The sequence below is a fragment of the Mucilaginibacter sp. OK268 genome (genome assembly GCF_900103125.1).
GTDB lineage: Bacteria > Bacteroidota > Bacteroidia > Sphingobacteriales > Sphingobacteriaceae > Mucilaginibacter.
Genome location: NZ_FNJV01000002.1, coordinates 821,846 through 848,320, shown reverse-complemented (window position 1 = coordinate 848,320; position 26,475 = coordinate 821,846). Strand labels below are relative to the sequence as shown.

General features: G+C 41.6%; 18 protein-coding genes and 2 tRNA genes. 9 read left to right on the top strand and 11 right to left on the bottom strand.

Going from position 1 to position 26,475, the window contains the following annotated elements:
- Positions 1–849, bottom strand: coding sequence for a hypothetical protein (locus BLR84_RS09280; protein WP_090467122.1), 849 nt, complete (start codon positions 847–849; stop codon positions 1–3).
- A gap of 3 nt (positions 850–852) precedes the next feature.
- Positions 853–1,839: a 6-phosphofructokinase gene (gene pfkA / locus BLR84_RS09275; protein WP_090467121.1), complete on the bottom strand. Its 987-nt coding sequence runs from the start codon at positions 1,837–1,839 to the stop codon at positions 853–855.
- 130 nt (positions 1,840–1,969) lie between these two features.
- Here pfkA and BLR84_RS09270 point away from each other — a divergent pair, with 130 nt between their 5' ends.
- Complete coding sequence (locus tag BLR84_RS09270) at positions 1,970–2,662, top strand: NUDIX hydrolase (protein ID WP_076374039.1); 693 nt, start codon at positions 1,970–1,972, stop codon at positions 2,660–2,662.
- 128 nt (positions 2,663–2,790) lie between these two features.
- On the opposite strand, the gene BLR84_RS09265 is transcribed toward BLR84_RS09270, so the two are convergent.
- Together BLR84_RS09265 and BLR84_RS09260 are read right to left on the bottom strand one after the other, a co-directional pair.
- Complete coding sequence (locus BLR84_RS09265; protein WP_090467117.1) at positions 2,791–3,651, bottom strand: N-acetylglucosamine kinase; 861 nt, start codon at positions 3,649–3,651, stop codon at positions 2,791–2,793.
- A gap of 321 nt (positions 3,652–3,972) precedes the next feature.
- Positions 3,973–4,908: a Nif3-like dinuclear metal center hexameric protein gene (locus BLR84_RS09260; RefSeq protein ID WP_090467114.1), complete on the bottom strand. Its 936-nt coding sequence runs from the start codon at positions 4,906–4,908 to the stop codon at positions 3,973–3,975.
- Positions 4,909–5,195: 287 nt separating this feature from the next.
- On the opposite strand from BLR84_RS09260, the gene BLR84_RS09255 reads away from it, so the two are divergent.
- The 7 genes from BLR84_RS09255 (at position 5,196) to BLR84_RS09225 (ending at position 13,153) form a co-directional block, all read left to right on the top strand.
- Positions 5,196–6,056, top strand: coding sequence for a hypothetical protein (locus tag BLR84_RS09255; RefSeq protein WP_090467111.1), 861 nt, complete (start codon positions 5,196–5,198; stop codon positions 6,054–6,056).
- Positions 6,057–6,156: 100 nt separating this feature from the next.
- Positions 6,157–6,230 (top strand) — tRNA-Arg (locus tag BLR84_RS09250).
- 61 nt (positions 6,231–6,291) lie between these two features.
- Positions 6,292–6,364 (top strand) — tRNA-Lys (locus tag BLR84_RS09245).
- A 485-nt stretch (positions 6,365–6,849) separates the two neighbouring features.
- Positions 6,850–7,947, top strand: coding sequence for an MraY family glycosyltransferase (locus BLR84_RS09240; protein WP_255366896.1), 1,098 nt, complete (start codon positions 6,850–6,852; stop codon positions 7,945–7,947).
- Positions 7,948–8,087: 140 nt separating this feature from the next.
- Positions 8,088–8,840 carry an outer membrane beta-barrel protein gene (locus BLR84_RS09235; RefSeq protein WP_090467110.1) on the top strand — a complete coding sequence of 251 codons (753 nt, stop codon included), beginning with the start codon at positions 8,088–8,090 and terminating at the stop codon, positions 8,838–8,840.
- Positions 8,841–9,265: 425 nt separating this feature from the next.
- Positions 9,266–12,874: a T9SS type A sorting domain-containing protein gene (locus BLR84_RS09230; protein ID WP_090467108.1), complete on the top strand. Its 3,609-nt coding sequence runs from the start codon at positions 9,266–9,268 to the stop codon at positions 12,872–12,874.
- A gap of 18 nt (positions 12,875–12,892) precedes the next feature.
- Positions 12,893–13,153, top strand: a complete 261-nt coding sequence (locus BLR84_RS09225) for a hypothetical protein (RefSeq protein WP_090467106.1) — start codon at positions 12,893–12,895, stop codon at positions 13,151–13,153.
- 760 nt (positions 13,154–13,913) lie between these two features.
- Here BLR84_RS09225 and BLR84_RS09220 read toward each other — a convergent pair.
- The 7 genes from BLR84_RS09220 to BLR84_RS09190 form a co-directional block, all read right to left on the bottom strand.
- Positions 13,914–16,277 (bottom strand): right-handed parallel beta-helix repeat-containing protein, encoded by a 2,364-nt coding sequence (locus tag BLR84_RS09220; protein WP_143013876.1) that lies wholly within the window; start codon positions 16,275–16,277, stop codon positions 13,914–13,916.
- 75 nt (positions 16,278–16,352) lie between these two features.
- A complete protein-coding gene (locus BLR84_RS09215) occupies positions 16,353–17,804 on the bottom strand; it encodes a RagB/SusD family nutrient uptake outer membrane protein (protein WP_255366895.1) in 1,452 nt (483 codons plus the stop codon).
- A gap of 12 nt (positions 17,805–17,816) precedes the next feature.
- Positions 17,817–21,137, bottom strand: a complete 3,321-nt coding sequence (locus tag BLR84_RS09210) for a SusC/RagA family TonB-linked outer membrane protein (protein ID WP_255366894.1) — start codon at positions 21,135–21,137, stop codon at positions 17,817–17,819.
- Between the two features lie 271 nt (positions 21,138–21,408).
- Positions 21,409–22,542, bottom strand: a complete 1,134-nt coding sequence (locus tag BLR84_RS09205) for a FecR family protein (protein ID WP_090467102.1) — start codon at positions 22,540–22,542, stop codon at positions 21,409–21,411.
- 68 nt (positions 22,543–22,610) lie between these two features.
- A complete protein-coding gene (locus BLR84_RS09200) occupies positions 22,611–23,183 on the bottom strand; it encodes an RNA polymerase sigma-70 factor (RefSeq protein WP_090467100.1) in 573 nt (190 codons plus the stop codon).
- A 322-nt stretch (positions 23,184–23,505) separates the two neighbouring features.
- On the bottom strand, positions 23,506–24,228 hold the full coding sequence (locus BLR84_RS09195; RefSeq protein WP_143013875.1) for a putative periplasmic lipoprotein: 723 nt from the start codon (positions 24,226–24,228) through the stop codon (positions 23,506–23,508).
- 162 nt (positions 24,229–24,390) lie between these two features.
- Positions 24,391–25,110 carry a DUF4397 domain-containing protein gene (locus BLR84_RS09190; RefSeq protein WP_176852010.1) on the bottom strand — a complete coding sequence of 240 codons (720 nt, stop codon included), beginning with the start codon at positions 25,108–25,110 and terminating at the stop codon, positions 24,391–24,393.
- Positions 25,111–25,377: 267 nt separating this feature from the next.
- Between BLR84_RS09190 and BLR84_RS09185 the strand changes: the two genes are divergently transcribed.
- Positions 25,378–26,343 (top strand): quinone oxidoreductase family protein, encoded by a 966-nt coding sequence (locus tag BLR84_RS09185; RefSeq protein WP_090467094.1) that lies wholly within the window; start codon positions 25,378–25,380, stop codon positions 26,341–26,343.
- Positions 26,344–26,475: the final 132 nt, after the last annotated feature.

Sequence of the window (26,475 nt, the reverse complement as noted above, 5' to 3'; positions counted from 1 at the left end):
TTAATTTTTATTAGAATAGTAGGTTAATAAATTATTTATAGGTTCTTTAATGATATTTGCTATTTGAAGGTTTGCCTCAGATGCAGCTTCATGTAAATACTCCTGAAAGTTGGCAGCTACGGTACCTGCAAAATGAATAGAGGCTCCGGGATGTTGCTTTGATAAAGGTAGTAAATATGTTGAAATTAGCTTGCTAAAACCTTTTTTTATGACGTTTTGCAGATAGTGATCGTGTTGATTATCCAGGTAAAATTCGGTGAATGAACTTAAAAACAAAGCGGGTTGTTTTTGTCTGTAAACTTTCTCCAGCAGGGTTTTTCGGTCTACATCATACTTGCTCACAAACTTCTTTTTGAGGCTGGGGGGCAAGGTTTCGTTCATAAAACCTTTGATCAGCTGCCTGCCCAGCCAATTGCCGGAACCTTCATCGGCCAGGATATAACCCAGGCCATAATTGTTGGTCTGCACTTTTTTGCCATCGTACCACGCCGCGTTAGAGCCGCTGCCGCAAATACTGATAATACCGGGTGAATTTTTACAACAGGCAATTGCCGCGGCCGTAATATCGTGCTCAACTATTACCTTACCAAATTTAAAAAAAGCCGATAACGCGTTGTGTACAATTTGCCTGCGCTCATCGGAAGAAGCACCGGCACCAAAAAAATAAATGCGTTTTATTTCTTCGGCGTGATGTATCAGGTTAATGTTTTTGTTGAGTAACTGCTGGATATACTTTTCGTCGTTAAAATAGGGATTGATGCCGTTGGTTTTAAACGAAGCAACAGTTCTTCCTTTATCGGCAAGCCGCCAATGTGCAAAATACGATCCGCTATATACAACTGCAATCATTTATTATATCGATAATATCGCTGCCATTTCCAAAAGATCAGCCTCCAGCTTAAATTCATGGTGGTTAAGGGCATCTTCCAAACTGGTAAGCAGAATATGGTTGGCCTGCAAACCTACCATTTTTTGTGTTTCGCCCGCAATTAACGCATTTACAGCGGCATAACCCAAACGGCTACCCAAAATACGATCAAAGCTCGACGGACTGCCACCTCTTTGCAAGTGGCCTAATATAGTTACTTTAATATCGTAATCTTTAACTTCTTTTTGCACAGCTTTGGCTACATCATACACGCCGCCATTTTTATCACCCTCGGCCACAATAACAATACTTGATGATTTTTTGTTAGATGAACCATCTTTCAAATTCTTGATCAGATCTTCAATTGCTGTTTGTTTTTCGGGAAGCAGGATAGCCTCGGCACCACAGGATATACCCGCGCGCAAAGCAATAGCGCCGGAATCGCGACCCATTACCTCAATAAAAAACAAGCGGTCATGCGCATCGGCTGTATCACGTATCTTGTCAATAGCTTCAATAACCGTATTGGTTGCCGTGTCAAAACCCAGGGTATAGGTTGAGCCGCACAGGTCGTTATCAATGGTGCCCGGTACGCCCATAACAGCAATGTCTGGATATTTTTTTGAAAAACGCAGCGCACCGGTAAAAGTACCATCGCCGCCGATAACCACCAGGGCATCAATGCCATGTTCTTTTAAGTTTTTATAGGCGGTAGCCATGCCTTCGTCTTCTTTAAAAGGTAAGCAGCGGGCTGTTTTTAAAATAGTGCCTCCCAAATTAAGTATGTTACTTACCGAACGCTTGTCCATATCGTACATGTCGTTCTCAATAAGTCCCTTGTAACCTTGCCTAACACCAACAACCTCAAGGCCGTTATATAGTGCTGTTCTAACAACTGCCCTTATACAGGGATTCATTCCGGGAGCATCGCCACCAGAAGTTAAAACCGCAATTTTTGAAATTTTCTGCATTTTTACATTACTTAGATTTGCGCTACGAAGATAGTGTGTGTAAATTACACCATTAAATTTTATTTGTTTTTTTTTGGATTAGGAATTAAGGTCATATATTTAACAATTAAACTTAAATCCCCGTACAGTTTTGGAAGTAATGCTACCCAAGTTTGATTCCGTATTCTCTATTGACTGCGTAATTTTTGGTTTTGAAGCCGGCGAGCTTAAAATTTTGCTTATTGAACGTAACGAAGAGCCATATAAAGATGAACTCGCGTTGCCCGGTTATATTGTGGAACAGGACGAAAGTATTGACGATGCTGCCGAGCGTATCTTGTACGAGCTTACCGGCTTGCGCGATTTACACATGCAACAGTTCCATACTTTTGGTGAAGTGAACAGGCACCCACAGGGTCGCGTTATCACCGTGGCCTATTACGCGCTGATACGTATAAACGGGCAAAAAGAGTTGAGACCGGTTACCCAGTACGCCAAAAAAGCCTTTTGGCACCCGGTTAATGAATTGCCTAAACTCGCGTTTGATCACAGCGAGATATTCAATACCGGTTTTAATAAGATCCGCAGGAGACTACATTACCAACCGATCGCTTTTGAACTGCTACCTGAAAAATTTACACTTACCCAGCTGCAATCCCTTTACGAAGCGGTTTTAAGCAAGAAGCTGGATAAACGGAATTTTAGAAAGAAAATGCTGAGCTACGGTTTTTTAAAGGAACTTGACGAGAAACAAAAAGGGGTGTCCTATCGCGCGGCCAAATTATACAAGTTTGACAAGCGTAAATACGGCAAAATATTCCAGGGTGAAATGAATATTGGATAAGGGGAGGAAGAGAAGCAAGAGATTAGAGTCAAGAATCAAGACAATTAAAATAAAAATGCGAAAGGCCTGGAAGTAATTTCCAGGCCTTTTTTTATCTTGATTCTTGACTCTAATCTCTTGACTCTTTTTTACAAAGAGCTCGGAGCCAGTTCCAGGTGGTATTTTACCAGGTTATCTATAGGCGAGCGGATGATGCTGCCTACAACCATACCGTTTTCTGTAGCTACTTCTTCTAAAACATTCCTGAAGTTGTAACCAACCGAACCGATACAGTTAAAGCTGTATTTTTGATAATCGGGGTAGTGTGTTACCAGATTCCGGAAGAAATCTTCAAATGATGTACGTACCAGGTTACGTGAGTATTCGATATGTACATTGTTATCATAAACAAACTTGCTGAAGCTTGCACAAAAACGGTTAGCACGTGGTTGTGTATAAACTTGTTCGTTTATATCATCAGGTGTCAATTTAAACGTTTCCCAGAAAAGGTTGCGTACCGGCTCGGGCATATAACCGCGTAAATAATCAACCAGTAATTTTTTGCCGATGTAACAACCGCTGCCTTCGTCGCCTAAAATATAAGCTCCGGAATCAATGTTGTTGATCACGTCTTTACCATCATAGATACAGGTATTGGTACCGGTACCTAAAATAGCGGCAAAGCCTTCGTTGTTACCTAACAGGGCACGGGCGGCGGCAAGCAGGTCATGACCAATGTTCACCCTTGCTTTGGTGAACACAACTTTCATGGCTTCTTCAACAATTTTACGCATCTCGGGTGTCGAACAGCCGGCGCCGTAATAATTTACTTCGGTTATTTCATCCTTCTCCAGGTCGGTTGGCAAACTTTCATTTAAAGATTGTATGATATATTCCGTACTTGAGAAATAAGGGTTATAACCCTCAGTGTTAAAATACACTTTTTTACCTTCTTCGGTTACCAGACACCAATTTGTTTTAGTTGAGCCACCGTCAGCAATTATGATCATAAATTAAGTTTTATTAAAAAAAATTGGGTTAAAAGTATGATTAACTTATTGTAAAAAAAACACTTTCTATTTTAAAAAACAAAAATTGCGATTTTCAAGTCAATAATGCTTTGTTTTTGCATAAATTATCATTTAAAAACACATTAAATACCAATGTTGATACATGTTTTGTCAAAAAGCTGTTAATTATAACAAGTGTATGATTAACATGTAATTAGCACGCTGGTAATTAAAGTACTTAATTTGCAATTGTACGTAATGTTAAATTATTTAGCAACAAATAATGTTTACTAAATGCTTTATTATCACTACGCCTTACAACTACAAAAATGACAGGGAATTGTTGGATAATACATGTGTTATTTTTATGCCGGGTAGCTTTTCTTTTAGCCAGGTTGCCATAAATTCAGAGCCCGGCTCCTCGCTGGCAATATGGCCCAATACAATGAGTGATAATTTTTCGCCTTTAGCCTGTGCGTCACGTACATACTCGGCAGTTTCCCATTCCTGTATCTCGCCGCATATTAACACGTCGGGCTTTTCTTTGCTCATGGCTTGTATCTGCCTGGTCCCTCCGGCAGCGCCAGGCATTAGTAATATTTTTTGACAAATCTGCTCCGGCTTGCCAATATATCTTACCTTATCAATAAATAATTTCTGTTTTAAATGTCCAATTAATGCGCTTAAAGATGTTGCAGGAAGCATCATTACATTGCTTGAAGCCGGATTATAATAAGCCTGCCAGCCAAGCTGTTTTAATAAGCCCATCCTAACCCCATCAGGATTAATGCTATGGATATAATCATGATTGCGCCATACGGCTATATTATGTTGTTTAAGCAAGTCGGCTTTATAACGGTAAACATCGTCATTAGCCAGCCAGGTAGTCTCGTCCTGGTGATTGTAAAAAGTGGGTTCATGTGCGATAATAAAATTGGCGCCTAAGGCAATAGCTTTTCTGATCACTTCAACAGTAGCAAACATAGTTGTAACAATACCGGTAACCTGGATATCGCGGTTACCAGCCTTTAACGTATCAACAGTACTGCTGAAAGGAGCGCCCGGTACCTGACTAATGAACATATCCATGATCTGTCCAACAGTGAAAGTAGCTGGCTGATCAAAAAGGTTATTGGCGTGGCTCAATACAGGCGAAGTCAATAGGGAGGTAACACCAGCTACTTTAGTAAAATTATAAATGAATTTACGCCTGGACTGGTCCTGGTTTAAACTAAACTGGTAATTTTTAGTGCTCATGATGTCTGGTTATGGTACCCATCAAATATAAAAAATAGCCCAGGTGTTTTATGCGTAATAATTTGCCCGATATTTTCCTCAGAGTGTATTGTTTTACTCATGTGTTTTTAATTATAGGATAACATCACGGGCTTAACTACCAGTATGTAATTGCTCTGTTGTTAAATTGATTAAAATTAACCTTTATCGTGTGGTTAATTAATTAACGGCATTTGAATTGCTTGCTTCGCACGAAACTCACAATTATCTAATTCCAACATATTAATAAAAACTACTCTTTCCTTATCATGAAATTCAAGTTTAAAACCCTACTCGTAGTATTAACGGGTACTGTATTATTTTATACGGCCTGCCGAAAAGAAGTCAAACTAAATCAGAAACCCGAGCCTCCAATATCTAAGGTTGATACAGTAGGTCCTGCAACTGGTCAAATAATCAGAAATATAACCCAAACCTTGTCGGGTGCTTATGGTGGTGTCAACATCAATAAAGGCTTGATCCTGCCTGATCTTACTACTATCAGGCAATCAAAGCCGCTCATATTGGGTCTTGTTAACCTGTGCTCTTTCTTTCCGGATACGGTAGTGAATTATAAAACAGTAATCGGTGATACCATTACCTCACAAACCAGTGGATTATTCAAATTTTATTTTAGTTGTGATACGGTAAAGGCCCCGAGAGTAAAAGGCTATCCTGTTTTTTCGGCCCTAAACGGATACGTAGCATATGATTCTCTGGCAACAACAGGTCAAACCCCAGGCGGCTTGTTTGCTCATAATATCAAAGCTTTTTACGAAGCGAAAGCTCTTGACTTTGATGTGCCCCTGGCCATAAATGGCAGTACCAATAAACTCATTTCTTTTAACGGAAGCATTAAATCATTTGTTGATACCGCGTCAAGTAAAAAAACGGTGATACCATCATCTGTGCATGCTTATTACACCTTGAATAAGGTAACTGTTGATTTAACCCAAAATGGTGATATAACTGCAGGTGCTATAACTTTTGCAGCGGTAGGTGAGTTTAATGGTATAAAGTGGTATTATGAAGGTGTTATTAATTTTTTAGGTAAGCATAAAGCTGATGTAATTATTAAAAATAAAACTTATCATGTCGATTTGCTTACAGGCAAGGTAACCACAACTTAGTCATCCAAACAGCATGCACGCTTAAATCATAACAGAATTCACAAATTTGATTGATAATTCCGTATAATTTTGCATCTTTGCACCGCGAAAAAATCGCGATGGTCCCATAGCTCAGCTGGATAGAGCAACTGATTTCTAATCAGTAGGTCTCAGGTTCGAATCCTGATGGGATCACGAAAGCTTCTCTAAACAAATTGGAGGGGCTTTTTAATTCTTATAGTAGTAATAGTACAACGATTCCGTAGCTCAGCTGGTAGAGCATAACACTTTTAATGTTGGGGTCCTGGGTTCGAATCCCAGCGGGATCACAAATATTCGTTTAAAAAGCCTTAAATGATTCATTTAAGGCTTTTTTTATGGATTGATCTTTCAATGACCTTAAAAGATACCACGTATTCTGAATGCGTGATTATTTGCTTTTACCTATTACATCAAATAAATTAGTAATAAATCATAGTGAAGCTGTGGATGGCTCTGTCTTATAGCAATGAAGACTATCTGCAGAAATGTTTTGATCATAGCACAACAACCTTTTCGCCGATAAGTAGCCTGAAGACTATCTGTTTTTAACGGTTATTTCCGCCTTTCTGTCGATGGAGAATCACTACGTGTCGAAAGTTAAAAACAAACCGCCTGATATGCTAATTTTAGTCTCAGATATCAACAAGGGTGTTACGGCCCGACGAGGTGAAGTAGTTCAGTTTTACAAGCCTTGTTTGTTGATAATTATCGCTGAATAATACGAAGTGACGCGAAGTAAACAACCTGATATGTGCTTTAACCCCAGGTCTCTATGATGGAACTTTTACACTCTTATCACTTTCTGTACAATGTTTTAATAGTTGTCATCTCCATCCTGATAACCCTATTAGCTATACCATCCATTTTGCATGTGGCCCGTGCCCGTCATTTATATGACGATGTTGGCCATTTCCGCAAACAGCATGATCATGGCATCCCACGTTTGGGTGGTGTAGCCATATTTGTTAGCTTTATTATTACCACCTTGTTATTCAGTATTATAGATAAAGCTCTGCCCATCAGTTATTTGCTGATAGCCTGTATCATTTTATTTGCCATGGGCTTAAAGGATGATCTTTCGGGGGTAAACTCCAGCACCAAATTCCTGATCCAGTTCATCGTAGCCGCCATACTGGTTTTGCTGGGCGATATCCGGATCACCAGTATGTATGGTATATGGGGTATTTTTAATTTGCCTTATGTGCCCAGCGCTATCTTCTCTATCCTGCTGATCATGCTGATCGTAAATTCCTTTAATTTGATAGACGGGATAGATGGCCTGGCCGCCACCACCGGGCTGATCGTTAACGGCACGCTTGCTGTGATGTTCCTATCGGTAAAACAGTATGAGCTGGCAGCTATTTGCCTGGCAATGGTAGGGGCGGTAGCTGGTTTTTTACGGTATAATATTACCCCGGCCAAGATATTTATGGGCGATACAGGCGCTTTACTGATCGGTTTGGTATCGGCAGTGATGGCCATTAAGTATACCGAGATCAGTAAGATCAGCATAGCAGGAGTACCACATTTGTTTACCGCGCCCGCGCTTACGGTAGCTATACTGATAGGTCCTGTTTTTGATACCCTGCGGGTGTTTACACTCCGGATACTAAAAGGAGTATCGCCATTTGATGCCGACCGGAACCATATGCACCACCGGATGCTGAAGCTGGGTCTGAACCATTTACAGGCTACCCTTTGCCTGGCTGGCATTAACCTGGGTGCCATTGGTTTTGTGCTGTTTTTCAACGACCTGAGCAATACTTTTCTGATTTCAGTGATCCTGCTGATCCCGATGATCTTTAACTGGATAGTTACTTTTTGCATCCGCTCGAAGGAACGCTCCAAAGGACGTGAACAGGTAGCCTGAAACATACTCCTTATTCAACGATCATTTCTGTTTACTCATCGGCTGTTTTTGCCTTTGTGTCTAATATCGCTGCAAGGATATTAAATACCTTATATATTTAGATGAGGTCTGTTTCAACTGATATTGATTAAAATTTAGCTTTGAAAAAATTTATTCTGTTTTTTGTTTTAGGCTTTGCCGGGTTTGTCGCAAAGGCGCAGGACGGATACAACTATTATGAATGGGGTGTTGGGGGCGGTATTGGTTATTGCAGGGCTTATGCCGATACCAAAAGGCAGGACTATCATCCTATTTACAACTTCAACATAGCCTATAATTTCAATCCCTACATACCTATTGCTTTGGAGTACCAGTTTGGTACGCTTTCGGGCGGTGGCCGCACCCCTGATAAAGATGCTTTTGGCCGAATCTATAAAAACGCTTATAAAGCTTTATTGATTCATGCAGATGTGCAGCTGGGGAGCTTTATTGATTATTCCAACAATGGCTTTTTAAATGTGATCAAGAACTTTTATGTGGGTACAGGTATTGGTGCTATCTCCAACAACATGAAAGATATACAGCGTACTAACCTACCCGCATATGCTCAAAACGGCCCGGTGGGCAGCACCAATGGTTTCCAGGGGAAAGACAAAAGCACCAACGTGGTGTTGCCGCTGCGATTAGGCTATGAGTTTAAAATTTATGACTCCTATGAGCAGGTAGGTTATACCATTACCCTCGGCTATGAACATAGCTATGCTTTTGGCGAAGGATTGGATGGCTACAATGACCCTCCGGCCCAGTTTAAAAACAACGCGCCTGATCAGTATGCCCACTTCACCATAGGTTTTCGGTACAATTTTGGTAATACGGTATCCTATAGCAAATTAGTAAGGGATTCCGGGTTTTGAATACCCATATTATCAAATCTCCTGAAACGAAATAATATATCCTCACATCCCAGGATATATATTTAATATTTACCAATTGGTCTCTTTTATGACATGCTCCCGTTGCGGCAAACCATCATTGTGGATTTGAACGTAATGCAGAAAAAGCCAATTGGTTGTCAATTTTATCAATATTCTATCGTGCCCGATTGCCATTTCGTCGGTGTGATTTGCTTGTGTGTCGAAGCTGTTTAAACTTAATTTAAAAACAGGCAAATTTATATAATATCAGTGGTTGGTAAATTGATTTGTATCATATTATTAAATAAATAGGTCTTTATAAACCTCTGTTAATGATCACCACCACCAGTAATAACCAGGGATAAAAGTATTGATCAATAAAGATATTCAGTAGCCCAAATTTCAATAATTGGTCATAAAATCTAATGAAAGTACACCGCGATATTGGTAGCTTAATGATTTTTAAAACAGGTATTTGCCTGTTGATTCTGGTTTTATCGAACACAGTTAAGGCTGGGACTTTTGATTGGACCGGTAGAAATAGCACTGATGTAACGGATGCCGGAAACTGGGCTCAGTCCGGTTTAATAGCTTGTCCTGTCGCCCCTGGCGCTAATGACGATGTAAGAATAGGAGTTGCCACTACTTATACCCTTATCAGTGCTTTGTGTGTAAATTTAGGAAGCCAAACGCTTACGCTTACCCGTTTTCCAATCGTAACTGCCAATACAACGTGGAAGTCGATAACCTTCGGCAATAATGGCGTTACAGCTGCAACATATTACTTGCGGAACACCTCGGGAGCACAGCAAAGTTTTGGAACAAAGTACACCATGATGTTAACGGTTAATGGCGCTACAACTACATTAACAATAACCGGAAATATAACTCAAAATCATTATGCAGGTGCGGCAGATCCCCGAAATATATTCAACACGATCATAGCCGGAACCGGGAATGTACTTTGTCAGAGTAACATAGTGGTAGGGGATGCAGCAACACAGCCATCCAGTACAGTTGCTGATGTTGCCTTATTTTCTGCACAGGTAAATCAATTGACGATAAACGGAAATGTTTTACTCAACTGTAACGGAATTAATAATGCCACCCGCGGGGAAGTTTGTTATCCCTGTTTTTCGGTAGAAAAAGGGACAACAACCCTCCTGGGGCAGATGAACCTTGTTAAAAACTTTTCGCCACCAACAAGCGGTTTTGCTGGTTTAAATCCTGGAGTGCTTGGTTTTACGGGTTATGGTCAGGTTATAGCGGATAATACGGGTTACGCCTCTACGGCGGCCAGCAGCCCCAGTACCTTTGAGCTCAAGAACAAAACACCTATCATCACCCCACTGATTGATCAATTTTATATTTATTTTACATTTGGTGGTAACAGCGGCACCACTTTGTTTAGCGATAACAATGCCGAAAACCAAACGGTTTACACCGCCAATGAACCCTCTACTACCACTACTGCAACTTATATTAATACAATATCTCCGGCGTATTATAACCTGACATTTTCTGGTGCGAGTACAAAAGTTGTTGATAAAAACAGTACCATAGGTACAGCCAATCCCCAGGGTTTAACCATTGGTAATAATTGGACTACAGGTGGTGGCACGGTAAATTTAAACACCAACGACCCTACAGTTACCGTAACGGGAGGCTGGACAAATCAGGCATCTACCATTGTTAATCAGGATGCTGGTGATATTATTATTAAAGGCGCGGTTAATAATACGGGTACCCTTAATCTGGGCTCAGGTAATTTTTATATCGGAGGTAATTATACCAATAACAGCGGAGGCGTATACACACAAGGCACGGGTACTACTTTTTTCAATGGATTGGGCGCCCAAACATTGCTTGACAATAGTACCGCGGGTACGGTGTTTAATAAGGTAACATTTAACGGAACCAATGCTGCCAGTGTTTCAACAATGACTGCCGGCACGGGTAATTTTGCCGTAGCGCCTACCGGCATATTAACCATGGTGAGCCCGGCAAAACTCGTTGCAGGTACCGGCAGCACGGCATACCTTACGCTGAAATCAACCGCTGCTTCAAGCGCTACAGTTGGGCCTATAAACTATACTACCCCGATAACCGGAAATGTGAATGTGGAGCGTTATTTACAGGGAGGCTCTACCAGTCAGCGTGGTTACCGCTTAATGTCGAGCCCGGTTAATACGGGGAGCGGTATTTTCAACGTTAATTATGTAGCAGCCAAAGCATTTATTTCGGGCTATGGAGGTACAGCTAACGGATTTAATGCCACGGTTAATAATAACCCAACCCTATATTTTTACCAGGAAAATGTACCCGTCAACAATAACACCTTTACATCGGGCACATTTAAAGGCCTCGAAAAACTAACTGCAGGCAGCAATACGGTTAATGTTACAGGTGTATCTAATATTACCTTGCCTGTTGGCAATGGCTTTATGTTTTATTTTATTGGCGACAATATTAATAACCTGGGTACAGGGGCCGGACAAAAGGGGGGGACCGTAGGCTTAGCGCCCGAAACCGTTACCCTTTCGGCTTCAGGTGCTTTAAACCAGGGCCCTATTTCTTTTACCCCATGGGCGTATACCGGAGCTTCTACTACATTGAGTAAACACAGTCCGGGTACGGGGTACTATCTGTTGGGTAACCCTTATGCCAGTGCATTAGATTTAAACAATACCAATTTAAAGTCGGGTGGTACTGGGATCAATTTTTCCAATACCGCGGCTGTTTCCACCAAGTTTTTGGTTTTTAATCCTGTAAATAAAGGATACTCTTATTGGGACCCTACCATTGGTGCAAGCGGTAACAGTGATGGCAATGGAGCATCACGGTATTTGGGCAGCGGGCAGGGCTTCTTCATCACCATTCCTACCGTGGGCCCCACCACCACGGTAACTTTTACAGAGGCTGCAAAAGTGAGCACCAATCAGCAACCGGCCCCATTACTGATGTCGGCACCTGGTCAGATGCATATTGCTAATCTGCGCTCCTCAACTGCACAATCTGTAAATTCAGTTTCAGAACAAACAACAAGCGAGATTATCCCGGATATTAAATTAAGATTATCTGCCGATAGTGTTCGTAACGATAACTGCGCCATTTATTTTAAAAACGACTGGTTGCCGGCTTATAGTCAGCAAGAGGACGGGATAGATTTGGACGGACTGGGGGCAAGTGTTTTTCTTTCAAGTTATAGTGCCGATAGTGTGAGGTTAGCGTTGAATAAATATTCAACGTTAACGGCCCCCAGAACCGTTATTCCTTTGTATGTCAGTGCTACTACTTCGGGGATCTATACATTTTCAAAAAACGAAATAAGCGGTTTGCCCGATAACTACACCGTTTTTTTACACGATAAATTGTTGAATGATTCATTAGACATGACTCATAACAATACCTATAATTTTAACTTAGACAGGGGTAACGCAGCAACTTACGGTGGCAAAAGGTTTGAACTGGTTATCAACAAAAGTCCGTCAAAGTATCACCTGCTCAGCTTTACGGGTAAAAAGGCAGCAAAGGGGATCGACATTCGCTGGTTGGTAGAGTATGAGGTCGACTATACTTCTTTTGTATTAGAAAAACAGGATCAGGCGGGTAATTTCAGCTCCATATATCAGCTTAAAAGTAATGGTGCCGGTAATTATAGCTATACCGACCTCCTGGCTTCAACCGGGGATAATGTATACCGGTTAAAGCAGACCGATCGTGACGGTACCGTAACCTATTCTCAAAAAATAAGCATTGTTTATACGTTGCAATCTCCTAACGGATCGGTTGTTAAGGTTTACCCTAATCCTGCCGAATCGCAGATCCAAATGCAGATTGCAGACGAATCATCTAACAAGGCATACAGCTTAAGTATTATTGGTCCAACCGGATTTGTAATGAGCAAACGAAAAGTTACGGGCTCCAATTGGACAGCCAATGTGGGCTACTTTTCCCCGGGCATATACATCGTTAATTTATATGATGCATCAAATGGGGCCCTGGTTGGGCAAGGAAAATTTATAAAGAGATAGGTATTTATTCGAGATTCTATGAAAAAGGTTAAAAGCATAAAAAACAGAGTGAATACGGCTGTCATCGGGAAAACTGCAATTTTATTGCTTTTGTTGATCGTGAGTAATGTATTTATAGTATTGGCCGATGACCCCGGTGAGCCATGTGATCCAATAGCCGATCCTATAGGTAATTGCCCCCTGGATACCTGGACAATGTATTTAGCAATTATAGCGGTGATCTTTGCTGTTTTGTATCTAAGAAAAAAGAATAACGCCAGCAGAAATGCTTCATTATAAAGCAGGGAAATCGCTTTTAAAGAGGGGGCGCCTACGGAGCCAATACGCTTTTTATACTTTATCTACAAACATGTTACTCCTCCGGAGTTGCGTTTGTACCATTCTTTAAACTCCGAAGGAGTAACATGTTTATAGGCAGAAAACATTCCTTTGAAAGGCTCCGGCAGGTGCCTCCTATCTACCATCTGAGTTAAAAGCGATTTTCCTGCATTATAAATAACAGAAAGAAGATGATTCCCCTTTCTGTTCTTTTTAAAACGGTGGATTAACACCAAAATTCACATCAAAATCTTTAAAGCCAGATGGTAAAGATCATTTGGCACGATCTATAAAGCATCCTTGATCTTCAGCGCCAGAAGCTCAGTCGAGACTTCCCCTGGTGCCCGATATACTACTTCATAAACCTTGTTTAATGACAGGGAATACTTTGTTCTAAGTGGGTTTACATGTAAACCCACTATATGGTGATAAAATTATCATAATTTGTTTATTATCAATTAAATATAATAATGTTAACCATAAATTGTGTAAACCATGTAAACCCACTTTTGCAACAAAATGCCATTGAAAACCTTACTAGGCATCTTAAAATGTGTGTAAAAACGATAATTATTCATTGCGGGCTTCAACCCAATTATTCATGTGGATTTTGGCTAAAGCCCCTTTTTTCAGTTATTATCCCGTTGACTTTAGTCAACGGCAATGATTTTTATATGATACGTAAATTATCTAAGTCAAATTTAGACAGCATCTTATATTGCTATTTAAAACTCACCGTGATTACCTGCTGATTTTGGTTGCGAACTATAACGAGCTTAGCCTTTCCCATCCATTTAATTTTTTGATATACCTTGAGTAATTCTTCTATGGAGTTAACGCTGTCTTCATTTAGCTTGATCACTACATCGCCCTTTTGTAAGCCATTTTTAGCTGCAAGTGACGCCGCTGGCAGATCTGTAAGTAATGCCCCATTATTATCATGCAACCCGGCCGCTGATCTTTCTCCCAGGCTTTCAATGTTTTTAAAATGCGCGCCTAACCATTCTACCTGGCTTTGTTTACCCTGATTTGTTGAAGTAACCAGCAGGTTGATCACCGGTTTTTGGGCCAGCTTTTTTAAAACAACGGAAGTAACGCCGAAATTCATATCAAAATCTTTAATCCCGGCTTTTAATGCCGGGGAGCCCGGTTTTAAATGATAGTTCCCGCTTTTGGCGTCAATAAACTGGGCATCGCCGTAAATGCTGTTTTTATCTAATCCCAAATTCTGGGCATCTGCCAACGCTTCTTTAGTCAGGAAAAAATTCTGGTCAACGCTTTTGCCCCAGTTATTTATTAAGATGGGGGCGTATGGCAGGCTCACGATGTTGTGCTCAAATACGTCGTTACTATTCTTTAGCCATACATGCGGATGGAAGGTATTATTGATGATGATGTTATTGGTAACGGTGCGGCTATAGCCTTCACGCAGTTTTAAACCACCGCTCAGGCAAACGTTATTATAGATACGGTAATTGCTGCTGCCGTCGTCCAGGTCAATGTCCCAGCCATGATCGCACTGAAAACGATTATTACGGATGGTGATAGGATCAATCACATCCAAATACTGGATGCCAGGCCTGGCGGCTACTATGCTATCGATCAGGTTACGCTCCGGCCGCCAGTAACGGTCCCTGCCCCAGGAATTATAAGCCCCGTTATCGCCGGTTTCCAGCACCGTATTGAATACATCATTAAATTCAATCATATGTCCTCCCCAGGTTCCTTCGCTCATATTAAGTCCGGCCCTGGGCGTATTGTAAATAGTATTATGGCTCACCGTAATATGCGACGACATGGAGATTTGTACACCCGCCACCTGTTTTTCTATTGTGCCAATATGGTGTATCAAATTACCGGTGGCCGAACAATATTGAGGATAGTCGGAGCTTTTAGGGCCTGGCTGGTAATCCATTTTATCCCAGGGGACAAAAGTTTCGTAACTAAAAGCAGGCGACCTCGCCGCATTAGGATTACCAACAAAAGCAATCGCATTACCACCTATGGTATGTATATAATTGTCCCGGATGATATCGTTTTTACTGTAGTTACTTACAAACACCGCATTCCCGCCCAGTTCATAAAAATTACAGTTGCTGATGGTTACCTGCTCGGTTCTGTCAAGAAGAATAGCTCCACCGCGATACATCCTCCAGTCGCTGCGCAGCAAAGGTTCTTTTGCCAGCATAAATGATCGTGCCGTTTGCGTAAAGTCGATACCTTTAATGGTGATGTTGCTTAAAGGTTTTTCTTTACTGCCGATGATATGGATCAAATCGGTTAAAGCGCTGACGGTAAATACAGCTTTATTCAAGTTGACTCCAGTAGGCGGGTATAAATAAAGCGTTTGGCTTGTTTTATTGTAAAACCATTCGCCGGGGGCATCCAGCTCTTCAAAAATATTTTCTACAAACCGGTCTTGTTTATTCATAGGGGAGGGGCGGTTGTTTTGCCAGCCACCCTCATAAGTCAATCCACCTTTGTCATTTTTCCCGGTGATCAGGTAGTCAAAGCTGCCCCATTCTCCCGCATGCAAAGCGTGGATATAGCCCCCGGCAGGAGCTTGCCATGTTTTTACCCGGGTTTCGCTTATGGCATCCTTAGCCGTTCCGTTATAGATCCGGGCTGTGGAATCAAAATTGGGGTAGCGGGCCATAGGGAGGCTTTTGCCATTCATAAATAACTGGTCGGGAGCAATGCCTGCAACCAGTTTTGTTTTGATGATATTTCCTTTGTATGGCTGCCATACCGGGTTTATTTTGCCTGATCCAGTAATGACTGCCTTTTCGTTGGGGTATGAACTAATGGTCAACGAACGTTCTTTAAAATCGCCCTGGTTGAGCTCTATTGTTTTCTGCTGGGGATAAATGCCTCCCCGTAATAGGACAACTACATCTTCATTAACGTATCCGGCTGCTTTTGACAAGGCTGCTGCCAGGTGCTGAACGGGATGTTTAAAAGTACCATCATTTTTATCGTTGCCGCTATTGGATACATAAATATTGTTCTGCCCGAAGCAAGGATGCATTAAAATGCCCGAGGTAATACAAGCGAGGGTCAGTATAGTTGATTTTAAAAGCTGCATTGACATTGAATATTAAAGGGAACAAAAATCAATTGTACCTCCGGCTGGATGTTTACCGGAAGTACAATTTAAGAATTAATAAAGCGGATTTTGGGGAATATTATTAGCCGTAATTTCAATATCCGGAATAAGCCATGTTTGATTGTAAGGGCCTATCGGGTTAATGAGTTGACTCCCTCTTTGCGCCTGGATAAGCTGGAATGTATTGGTCCGTTTCATATCAAACCAGGTATTGCCTTCCAAGGCAAATTCCCATTTTCTTTCCTTCAAAACGGCCTGTCTGAAACCATCTTGTGTAAGACCGGCCAGGTCGGGAACATTGGTTGGGTCGGATTTATCTACCCGGGCACGCCTGCGGATGGTGTTAATATATTGGTAGGCATTGCCCGGACCGTTGATCTCATTTTCGGCTTCTGCGGCAATCAGGAACATATCAGCATAACGCATATAAATAAAATTCCAGGGATTAATGACGGTAGAGGACGTAGCTCCTTTTGAAACACCCGTGGTATCAAAGTATTTCTGAAAGAAGGGCGCCAGTACACCGCCTTTTACTTTAGGATCCGGATATTGGTCCAGGATACCCCATGTCCGTCTGCGATCGCCTTTCGGGAAACTGCTGATAAAGCTGGGAGCAGGTACCAATGAAGGTCGGTAAGTATCGGCTGTGCCGGTTGACCCTTGCAAGGGATTACCGCCTTTCGAAACCACGTATGATTGCTCCCAGATAGATTCTGTTGTATAACTGGTATGATGAAAAACGTTGGCATAATCATCTACAAGGGTAAACAACCCGGAGTTGATTACTTTTAGGGCCTCATCCTTTGCATTTTGATAGGCGGCTGTTTGTTTCATGGGGTTGCCGGCCATGGTGAGGTAAACTTTTGCCAAAAGTGCCGATGCTACCGATTTGTACACCCTGCCAGCAGTAGCTGCTTTGTCGGGTAAATTTTGCTCAGCAAAGGTCAGATCGCTCAGTATCAGTTTATATATATCGGCCTGCGGCGTACGTGGCAGCTGTAAACTGGTGGGATTGTTATCAACGATGACTTTTGTCGGCATTGGGATGTCCCCATAAAGCTGTACCAGGTAAAAGTAGGCGTAAGCCCGCATAAACTCCGCTTCGGCGGTTAGCTGGTTTTTGGTTGCTGCGTCCAGCGGTGAGGTTGGCAAAGCGCCTAAAACAAAATTAGCATCTTTAATGAGGCGGTAACCATTTCTCCAGCAGCCCTGGGTATTGTAATAATATGGCTGAGGGGCATTTTGATACATGGGCAATCCCTGCTCAACCGATGGGGCAGGGGCACCATAGATATCTGTAGCCATTTCCTGCATACTGCCATCATACAGTGGTATATCGCCATATAAACCTATAATAGCTAATTGATAGCTGGCCGGATCAGAAAAAAATGTGCCAGGGGTAATAGATGTTTGAGGATGTTCTTCCAGTGTTTTTTTGCACCCGCTTATGGCTATGGTCATACCAATAACAATGCTTAAAAACAGTTTTATATATGATCTTTTCATGATTTGTTCAATTTAAAATTTCACCCTAACGCCTGCTGTGATTGATTTTGTTGATGGGTAATTACCGCGATCCCACCCGTTTACTGTTGATGATGCCCAGGATACTTCCGGATCATAACCGGTGTATTTGGTGATGGTAAAGTAATTTTGCGCACTCACGTAAATGTTGATAGACGATATTTTAATACGACGAAGCTGAGTCGCATTAAACGTATAGCCCAGGGTAACATCTTTTATCTTCAGATAATTACCGTTTTCTTCCCATAAGCTATTGGCATAATCACGGGTATATTGCATGCTATTGGCCGATGGTTTATCGCCGACATTACTGGTGCCCGATCCCTGCCAGCGAGAGTCATAAGCCGCCTCGGTTGGTGTCCATTGCCCGTTCAGCGTAAGGCTGTATTTCCTGAGCTCATTCACCAGTGTCGCGCCGTATGAACCGGTAATTAAAACACTCAAATCCCAGTGTTTATAGGTAAACGTATTGTTAAAGCCCGCGGTGAATTTAGGCTGCAGGGTTGTTAATACATGCTTGTCATCGTCATTCACCACCCCATCGTGATTATAATCCTGGAATTTGAAATCACCGGCATGTTTGGTGGGTTCACCATTCGCTTTTGCTTCGGCATCTGTTTGATAAACGCCTGTTACCTGCTGGCCGAAAAACGAATTCATAGGCTGTCCAACAATCATCGGGAACCAGTTACCGCCTGTACCGATATATTGGTAAGGTATAGGTTTTCCATCAGCACCAACACCCAGACTTAACAGCTTATTCTGATTATGGGTATAGGTTAAGGTAGAAGACCAGGTAAAGTTGCTGCCAACAATGTTCTGAGAGTTTATAGAAAATTCAAAGCCTTTGTTGGAGGATTTGCCCACATTTTGCAGCTGAGAACCAAAGCCGGTTGAGGAAGGGAGGTTTACATATAATAATAAATTGCTTGTTTTTTTATTGTAATAGTCGGCGGTTAGGTTCACCCTGTTTTTTATAATCCCCACATCAATGCCCAGGTCAAGCTCTTTGGTAGTTTCCCATTTCAGGTTATTGTTGGAAACCGACGAATAATAATAACCTGTAGTGTTTGAATTATTCAGGATAGTATTGATGCTTGATACCGAGGCCAGGGTTTGGTAAGGATTGATAGCCTGGTTTCCCGAGGTACCATAGCTCGCCCTCAATTTAAGGTTGCTCAAGGTTGGGTTCTCTTTCAGGAAATCTTCTTCAGATACTGTCCAGGCTATTGCACCTGATGGGAAGAACGCGTATTTATTATTGGATCCAAACACCGAGCTGCCGTCTCTTCGGGCGGTAAAAGTAGCGTAATATTTACCGGCGTAATTATAATTCAATCTACCCAGATACGAAATGAGCGCGTTACTCGAATTGCCTGTACTCGGATTGGCGAGCGTAGTAGCTGATTGAAGACTGTTATCAACATAAACCGTACTGACAAATCCCGAAGCAGTGCCGCTATTCAGATAACGGCTACGATTTTGCTGGTAAGTAAATCCGGCCAGGGCATTCAGGTTATGTTTCCCCCAGTTATGCGTGTAGGTCAATGTATTTTCATTGACAAACGAGTTGGAGTTTGAATAGCTCTGTGAAGCGTTACCGGCCGGCTGACCAAAAGTAATTGATGGCGGATTGTAATTATCCGAATGATTGTCAGCATTGTCAATGCTCGCACTTGATCTTAGTTTCAGACCGGGAACTATTTCATAAGTCAAAGCTGCAGTTCCCAATATCCTTAACGTGCTGGCTGGGTTGTACTGTTCTTTTGCCATCCCTACGGGATTGGTTTGCCCATAATTTAAACCTGTAAATACGGTATAGGTACCATTTGGATTATAAACACCCTCTGTTGGTGGCATTACGAAAGTTTGAAAAGGGACACCACCATAATCGGCGTTTTGATAGTTGTTTTTCTTATACTGGTCTTTAGTAAGCGCTAAATTGATCGTAAAGTTTAGCTGCTGGTTAAGTTTCTGATCAAGGTTGATCCTGCCGGAAAGCCTGCGGTAACTGGAGTTGGTGATAATACCATCCTGGTTAAAATAGCCAAAGGAAGTATAATACCGGGTATTCTCGGTGTTGCCACCCACTGATACGGTATGGTTTTGTGTAGGCGCTGTATGATAAACCAGGTCCTGCCAGTCGGTACCTTTACCCAGGCCATTAATCTGATCCTGCGTCCATGGCAGTGGTTTTGCCGGGCTATTTAATCCCGAAGCATTGTCGTTTGTGGTAACCTCATTTTGTAACCGGGCATATTCAGTCGCATCTATCAGTTTTAGTTTGTGCCTTAAATCGGCGACGCCATAATACCCATCATAACTTACCTGTGGCTTTCCGGAGGCTTTGGAGGTGCCTTTTTTGGTAGTGATCATGATGACGCCGTTTGCACCCCTTGAACCATATATCGCGGTTGAAGACGCATCCTTCAGTACATCAATGGAGGCAATATCATCCACATTTAACTGGGCGCTGATATCCTGGGTGATTTGGCCGTCAACTACATATAAAGGCGCGTTACTGCCGGTGATGGAGTTTGTACCCCTTATGGCAATTTTCATCCCTTCGCCCGGTTGCCCCGAAGCCTGGTTCACCTGTACACCGGCCATTTGCCCTTGTAAGGTTTGCGCAACATTGGATATGCCTTTTACCTGCGTTACCTTGGCTGATGAAATGGTGGAAACCGAACCGGTAAGATCGCGTTGCTTTACAGAACCATAACCTAATACAACCACTTCGTTTAATTTTGATTGATCAAGCTGCATATGAACGCTCATTGGCCGGTCTTGTAAAACAGGTAGTTCCTGTGTTGCATAACCAATAAATGAAAAAACAAGTACCGCATTAGGGTTAGGGACATCCATGCTGAATTTTCCGTCCTTGTCGGCAATTACAACAATTTGCCCGCCTTTCAATCGCACGGTAACACCGGGTAGCGTGTTGTTTTTTTCATCAAAAACCTGCCCGGTTACTTTTATGGTAACCTGTTGAGTATTGATTGTTGCCCGAACTTGAACCGCGACTGGTTGTTCTTTAATAAAAATAGTGTTATTCACTATTTCATAGCTTAAATGCAGATCTTTTAAAAATGCTGTTAAGGCTGCGTCAAGAGATACGTCTTTGAGTTTGATGGTGACGTTTTTATTACGAATAGCTTTCGATTCATAAAAAAACACATAACCTGTTTGATCGTTAATGACTTTCAATACCTTTTTTAAAGGCGTATTGGTTTCATTAAGATTAATCTTTTGACCAAAAACCGAAGCGCTGCATTGCAGCATTGCCAGTAAAATCATGAGGGTAGTCAATTTCATAATCAGTATTATTTTTTTGGGCAGCCACCGGTTCTCGGTGGACACAAAAAGAGACTTTAATTTCATACTTTTGAAAAGTTTGAGTTAATGGATGATTGCTGAATAAGATCATTTTTCTGTAAAGGAGGTTAACTCAGATATGCGTATCCCGATTGCACTCGGGGTACGTTTCTGTTTTTATAATTAACCGCTGACGATTCGTCTAAGGGACTGTTTTTTGTACTTTTTTTCTCATATATATTAGTTAAGTGAATAATTGGTGTATTAATGATTAAGGCATAATAATGATGGTTCTGCCTTCTATGCGGTAATGGATCTGCTCAATACTTAAAATGTGCATCAGCTGTGCGGCGGTGATGTTTTTATTCATTTGCCCCGAAAACTCTCTTGTGGGAATTTGCCCCTCGTATTTTACGGATACATCATACCAACGGGAAAGCTGCCGCATCACCGTTTGAATATCATCATCCTTAAAATAAAAGAAACCGTTTTTCCAGGCTATGGCTTCTTCTGTATCGGCTTGTGCTACTGCCAGGTGACCATCTTTAAATTGAACCTGTTCACCAGGTTTTATCTTACTGCTCATTTCACCGGCCAACACTTTAACACTGCCTTCCAGTAGCGTAGTTCTTGTTGTTTTTTCATCCGGATAAGCATTAACATTAAAATGAGTCCCTAAAACCTCAACGGTTTGACCATTTGATATTACCCGGAATGGTTTATGCTGATCATGAGCAACTTCAAAGTAAGCTTCTCCCGAAAGTTCTATTTCGCGTTTCGGTCCGCTGAATGTTACCGGGTATTTTAGGGTAGATGCGGCGTTGAGCCAAACTTTGGTACCGTCGCCCAAAACAAGCTGGTATTGCCCGCCTTTGGGGGTAACAACAGTGTTAAATACATTGGCCTCGTGACTTATATTGTGTTCGGCCTGATCATAACTAATGCGACCATTCGCGTTTTTATGTATAACCACGCCTTTTTCGTTAGCCAAAGCCCCGTTTTTGGTGTCATTTAAATTAATTGCGCTGCCGTTTGATAAAATTAGTGTGGCTTTATTCCCACCCGGAAGTAAATTACTATTGTCTTTTTTCGCTACTAAAGCTGGCTGATCCTGATGGGGTTTCCGTTGCTCTACAAACAAAACGCTTATATATATCAAGAAAATAGCTATAGCGGCGATACTCATCAGCCGCCTGTAATTAATTTTTCGTTTGTCTGATACCTCAGAGAGGATACGCCGGAGAATTTCTTCGCGATTATTTTCCAGCTCCTGGTCATCAATTTCAGGAATGCCAGCGTTTTGGGTATACTCTGCATACCAGCTTTCTACCAAAGCTTTTTCTTCTTCGGATACCTGGCCGTTACGGTAGCGGTTCAATAGATCTGTTGCGTCCTTTTTTGACATAATTGGTAAAGGGGTGAGAGCCCTTATTACGCTATATGCACTTCAGGAAGGGGTAGGGAGTAGATGAATTAGAAAAAAAGTAAAAAAAACTTACTTCCCAGTTTTAATCTTAAAATTTTCAATGAGTTATTAACCTGTTTTCTTACAGTCAATACACTGATATTAAGCTGATCTGCTATTTCCTGGTGCGAAAAATTGTTGTTTCTGCTCATTTGAAATATGAGCCTCATTTGTGTGGGGAGCAGCGCTACTTCTGCTTCTACAATGGCAATAAGTTGTTTTATACGTATAGTCTCATCCGCTTCAGGTTGCTTACTAGTATCCAGGTAATTTTGAAATGACGTGATATAATCATTTTTAATTTTTAGGTGCCTGAAATTATTGAGTAACCTATTCCTTACAGCTGTATACAGGTAGGCTGCAAGGTTTTCTTCCGGATTTATGTTTCCCCGGTTGTTCCATAAATATACAAAAACCTCCTGGAGCACGTCTTTCAGCGCTTCGGCATCAGGCAAACTTTTATACCCATGCCGATAAAGAACACCATAAAACCGGTTATAAATTTCTGTAAAAGCCGTTTCATCGCTATCATTTAACAGATAGGCCAATTCTTTATCCGAATAAGCATGATAGTGGGGCATACAATGTTTTTAAATAATCGGGGCAGGTACCCAGCTATTTGCTGCCGGATACATGATCACTATTAATATGGGTTTAGCAATTAAAAAAGTATATAATGGTTTATAAAAATGATAAATGTTTACCGATTAAAATTTCGCGAATTTGTCATAAGACTAAGCGAAATTGGCAGTAATCAGGTAATTATGCTGATATGATGGAGTGTAAATGACGAATGAAGGGCGTTCTTTTATCCGTATAAAAGAACGCCCCCCGAGATGAAGTTGATAGTACCGGTAATTACAGGAGATGAGTTATGCCTGATTATTGTGGCGTACTTTTGTTTTAGTTAGGTATCTTAATGTAAAAATGATCGCCCCTGTTATCTCCAAAATTCGAGAAATTTTCAGGGCCCAGTGATGATCTGAAGGCTTCTGAAACATAAAAATCATTCTGATAGGTGATGAGCTTTTGTACATTGTTATTAAGTGTGTACAACGTTAAATAACTTTTGAAAAACAAGGGACTGTTACCCTTATCAAACCTTGCCAGTTTTACCTTGAGATCACTACCGCCAAAACCTGATGGTACTTTTGATTGTTTAAAAAGTGTGTCGGTAATGTACTGGAATTCCTTGCTATCTACATTGGTAATGGTTTTACTGATTTGAGCGTGCGGAGGAATAAAAGTTAGATTTTGAGGGAGGGTTACCTGTGCGCTGATAGTGCCATCAGAATATTGGATCCTCCGACCTATCGATGTTGAGGATACTGTTCCATCTACCTGTAAAACACCATCGGCATAACTGGTGCTTTTTTTATCCATGACAAATGCCGAGCGTTCCCAATCAGCATAAATAGGCTCATTAAGCTTATTATAAATATTGATATGAATAGGTACATTTTCGCCTGCAAAAGAGTAGATGATTTTGACAGAATCGTTCTCCAGTTTAAACTCACCGGTTCGCTCATTATGAACGGTATTTGTACTGCTGAGGGTATTCATTTGGTAGGTACTGCATGACGATAATAAAGCTATCGCCAAACAAATGATAAGTAGTGTTTTCATAGGTTGAAGTTTTTGTATTGCTTTGACTTAAAAGACGCTATGAAGTTTAATCGGAATCTGATCACCAAGCAATTTTTTCTATAGATCAAAAACGAGGGTCGAGTTAAAACAAAAAGTCCCGGCAATATATTGCCAGGGCTTTTCTTTTATTTGAAAATTTCTTTAATAATAAAAAGCATTGGTCTGTACGCTTGCACTCAATTTCTTTTGATCGGTGGCTGCGGCTAATCCCTGTAACCATACTGTATACACCGAACCGCTGTTTAACTTTACATCTTCCAATGTAGTCAAAACGGTGGTAGTGCCTTTTTTCCGAACTTCCAGGGTATAGGTACTGTTACCTTGTATCGGTACAAAAACCGAGGCCCCTTTATAAGCCTGGTTGCTGGCTAATAAGGCACCTGCTTTTATTCCCAGGTCAACCGCACCGGCATCAGGGCTCACATTTACCAGGCGAATGGTAGCTTTTCCCGCATCAGGGCGGGTGATGGAGTCTCTGGTTAATATCACATCCGGAGTTGCGGCTACATTGGCCAGATAAATAGAATAGAATTTTTGGGCGGTAAGGTTTATCGTATCGGCTTTAAGCTTCTGCTGGGTACCTGCTATAAAAAAGCTGGCGACTCTTTTACCCGGAAAAGCCCTGATGTAATCAATCCCGTGACCATAATTGATAGGGAAATCATTGGCGCGGTTCTGATCCAAAAAGAAATTTACAGGCTGCGAATCTGGCGAAGCATTGATCACCGAAAGATATGCTACCGGTGGTTCAACATAGTCATTGTCATGATTTTTTAAGCAGGAAGTAAGCAGCCCAGCCAGCAAACACATCATCCCGACTATGCCTGCCCGCCTTTTTAAATTTTGTTGAACGTATTTCATAAAATTAATTGTTGTAGAGATAATCATATACTTAACCTTACGTAGCACACGGGTATGAATGCTACAGATGACCGAAATTTTATCTGTAAATTAAATGTTACGTTCCTGAACATCATCCATGTTCAAAGTATCATGCTATTGTCTGTTTATGCCGATTTGCCGGATGCGCTAAATGATTGCTTAAAAAAAGATAGATATTAGCGATGGCCGGATTCAAACCGTAAAAGAATCACATGTTGAATAAGCCCTGCCTATAACACTATTTATATGAAAGCATTAACATTTTCCACATTTGGAGATCCCGGGGTTCTTCAATATCAAGAGATCGCCCCGCCGGTATTAAAAACCGGAGATATACTGGTAGAAATGAAAGCCATCGGGCTTAATTTTTCTGATACCGAAAGACGCAAAGGCAATTATCACTTGCTGGGCAAACCACCCTACATTGCGGGTTATGAAGGCGCTGGGATAGTAGCCGATAATAATGGTCATCCGGATTTTAAGCCCGGCGACAGGGTGAGCTTTGGAGATGTGCCTTTTGCTAATGCCGAACTGGTTGCTGTCCCGGTAACACATGCCATACCATTACCTACCGAAATAAGCTTTGATACCGCTGCCGCTATACTCTTACAGGGTATGACCGCCCACTATCTGGCAACAGACAGTCATCAGGTTAAACCCGGCGAAACAGTATTATTGCATGCAGTGGCCGGAGGTGTTGGCCAGTTGCTCACACAAATATGCAAGTTGCTGGGTGCAAAAGTTATTGGTCTTACATCTTCCGAGGCTAAAAGAACTGCCGCCCTTACTGCCGGAGCCGATGTCGTTTTTTTATACCAGGAGGATTGGAAAAAGCAAGTATTAGATTTTACCGCTGACAAAGGTGTGGATGTGACCTATGATAGCGTGGCAAGCACCCTGAATGATAGTCTTGCGGTAACCAGGATATTAGGTACGGTAGTACTGTATGGTAAAGCTGGTGGATTACCAGAACCTCCACCATCTTTAGAGTTGCTGATGGATCGTTCCCAAACCATTACCGGGGGCGACCTTTGGAGTTACCTGGATTCGAAAGAAGAAAGGATCAAACGGTCGGGAGTATTGTTTAACTGGATAACGTCGGGGCAACTGGTATTGCAAGCCTCTAAAACTTTTAAACTCGCTGATGGCAAACTGGCCCATGAGTATATGGAAAGCAAGCAAAGCACCGGGAAGATTATTTTAATTCCCTGATCCAGGTGGCATTATAGCCGAATTTTTATTTTATAAAAACCTGTAAAATAGTTTGGTATAAAATATCCCTGCCCCCGGGCCCTTTTGGAGGGCCCATACTGGGGACAAGGAACTTATAGTACCGACAATATA

Coding starts and splice junctions, on each gene's coding strand:
- BLR84_RS09280 (WP_090467122.1), bottom strand. CDS start 849: ATGATTGCAGTTGTATATAGCGGATCGTATTTTGCACATTGGCGGCTT.
- BLR84_RS09265 (WP_090467117.1), bottom strand. CDS start 3,651: ATGATCATAATTGCTGACGGTGGCTCAACTAAAACAAATTGGTGTCTG.
- BLR84_RS09215 (WP_255366895.1), bottom strand. CDS start 17,804: ATGAAAAGATCATATATAAAACTGTTTTTAAGCATTGTTATTGGTATG.
- pfkA (WP_090467121.1), bottom strand. CDS start 1,839: ATGCAGAAAATTTCAAAAATTGCGGTTTTAACTTCTGGTGGCGATGCT.
- BLR84_RS09200 (WP_090467100.1), bottom strand. CDS start 23,183: ATGCCCCACTATCATGCTTATTCGGATAAAGAATTGGCCTATCTGTTA.
- BLR84_RS09225 (WP_090467106.1), top strand. CDS start 12,893: ATGAAAAAGGTTAAAAGCATAAAAAACAGAGTGAATACGGCTGTCATC.
- BLR84_RS09185 (WP_090467094.1), top strand. CDS start 25,378: ATGAAAGCATTAACATTTTCCACATTTGGAGATCCCGGGGTTCTTCAA.
- BLR84_RS09240 (WP_255366896.1), top strand. CDS start 6,850: ATGATGGAACTTTTACACTCTTATCACTTTCTGTACAATGTTTTAATA.
- BLR84_RS09220 (WP_143013876.1), bottom strand. CDS start 16,277: ATGCAGCTTTTAAAATCAACTATACTGACCCTCGCTTGTATTACCTCG.
- BLR84_RS09255 (WP_090467111.1), top strand. CDS start 5,196: ATGAAATTCAAGTTTAAAACCCTACTCGTAGTATTAACGGGTACTGTA.
- BLR84_RS09205 (WP_090467102.1), bottom strand. CDS start 22,542: ATGTCAAAAAAGGACGCAACAGATCTATTGAACCGCTACCGTAACGGC.
- BLR84_RS09210 (WP_255366894.1), bottom strand. CDS start 21,137: ATGAAATTGACTACCCTCATGATTTTACTGGCAATGCTGCAATGCAGC.
- BLR84_RS09190 (WP_176852010.1), bottom strand. CDS start 25,110: ATGAAATACGTTCAACAAAATTTAAAAAGGCGGGCAGGCATAGTCGGG.
- BLR84_RS09230 (WP_090467108.1), top strand. CDS start 9,266: ATGAAAGTACACCGCGATATTGGTAGCTTAATGATTTTTAAAACAGGT.
- BLR84_RS09260 (WP_090467114.1), bottom strand. CDS start 4,908: ATGAGCACTAAAAATTACCAGTTTAGTTTAAACCAGGACCAGTCCAGG.
- BLR84_RS09195 (WP_143013875.1), bottom strand. CDS start 24,228: ATGAAAACACTACTTATCATTTGTTTGGCGATAGCTTTATTATCGTCA.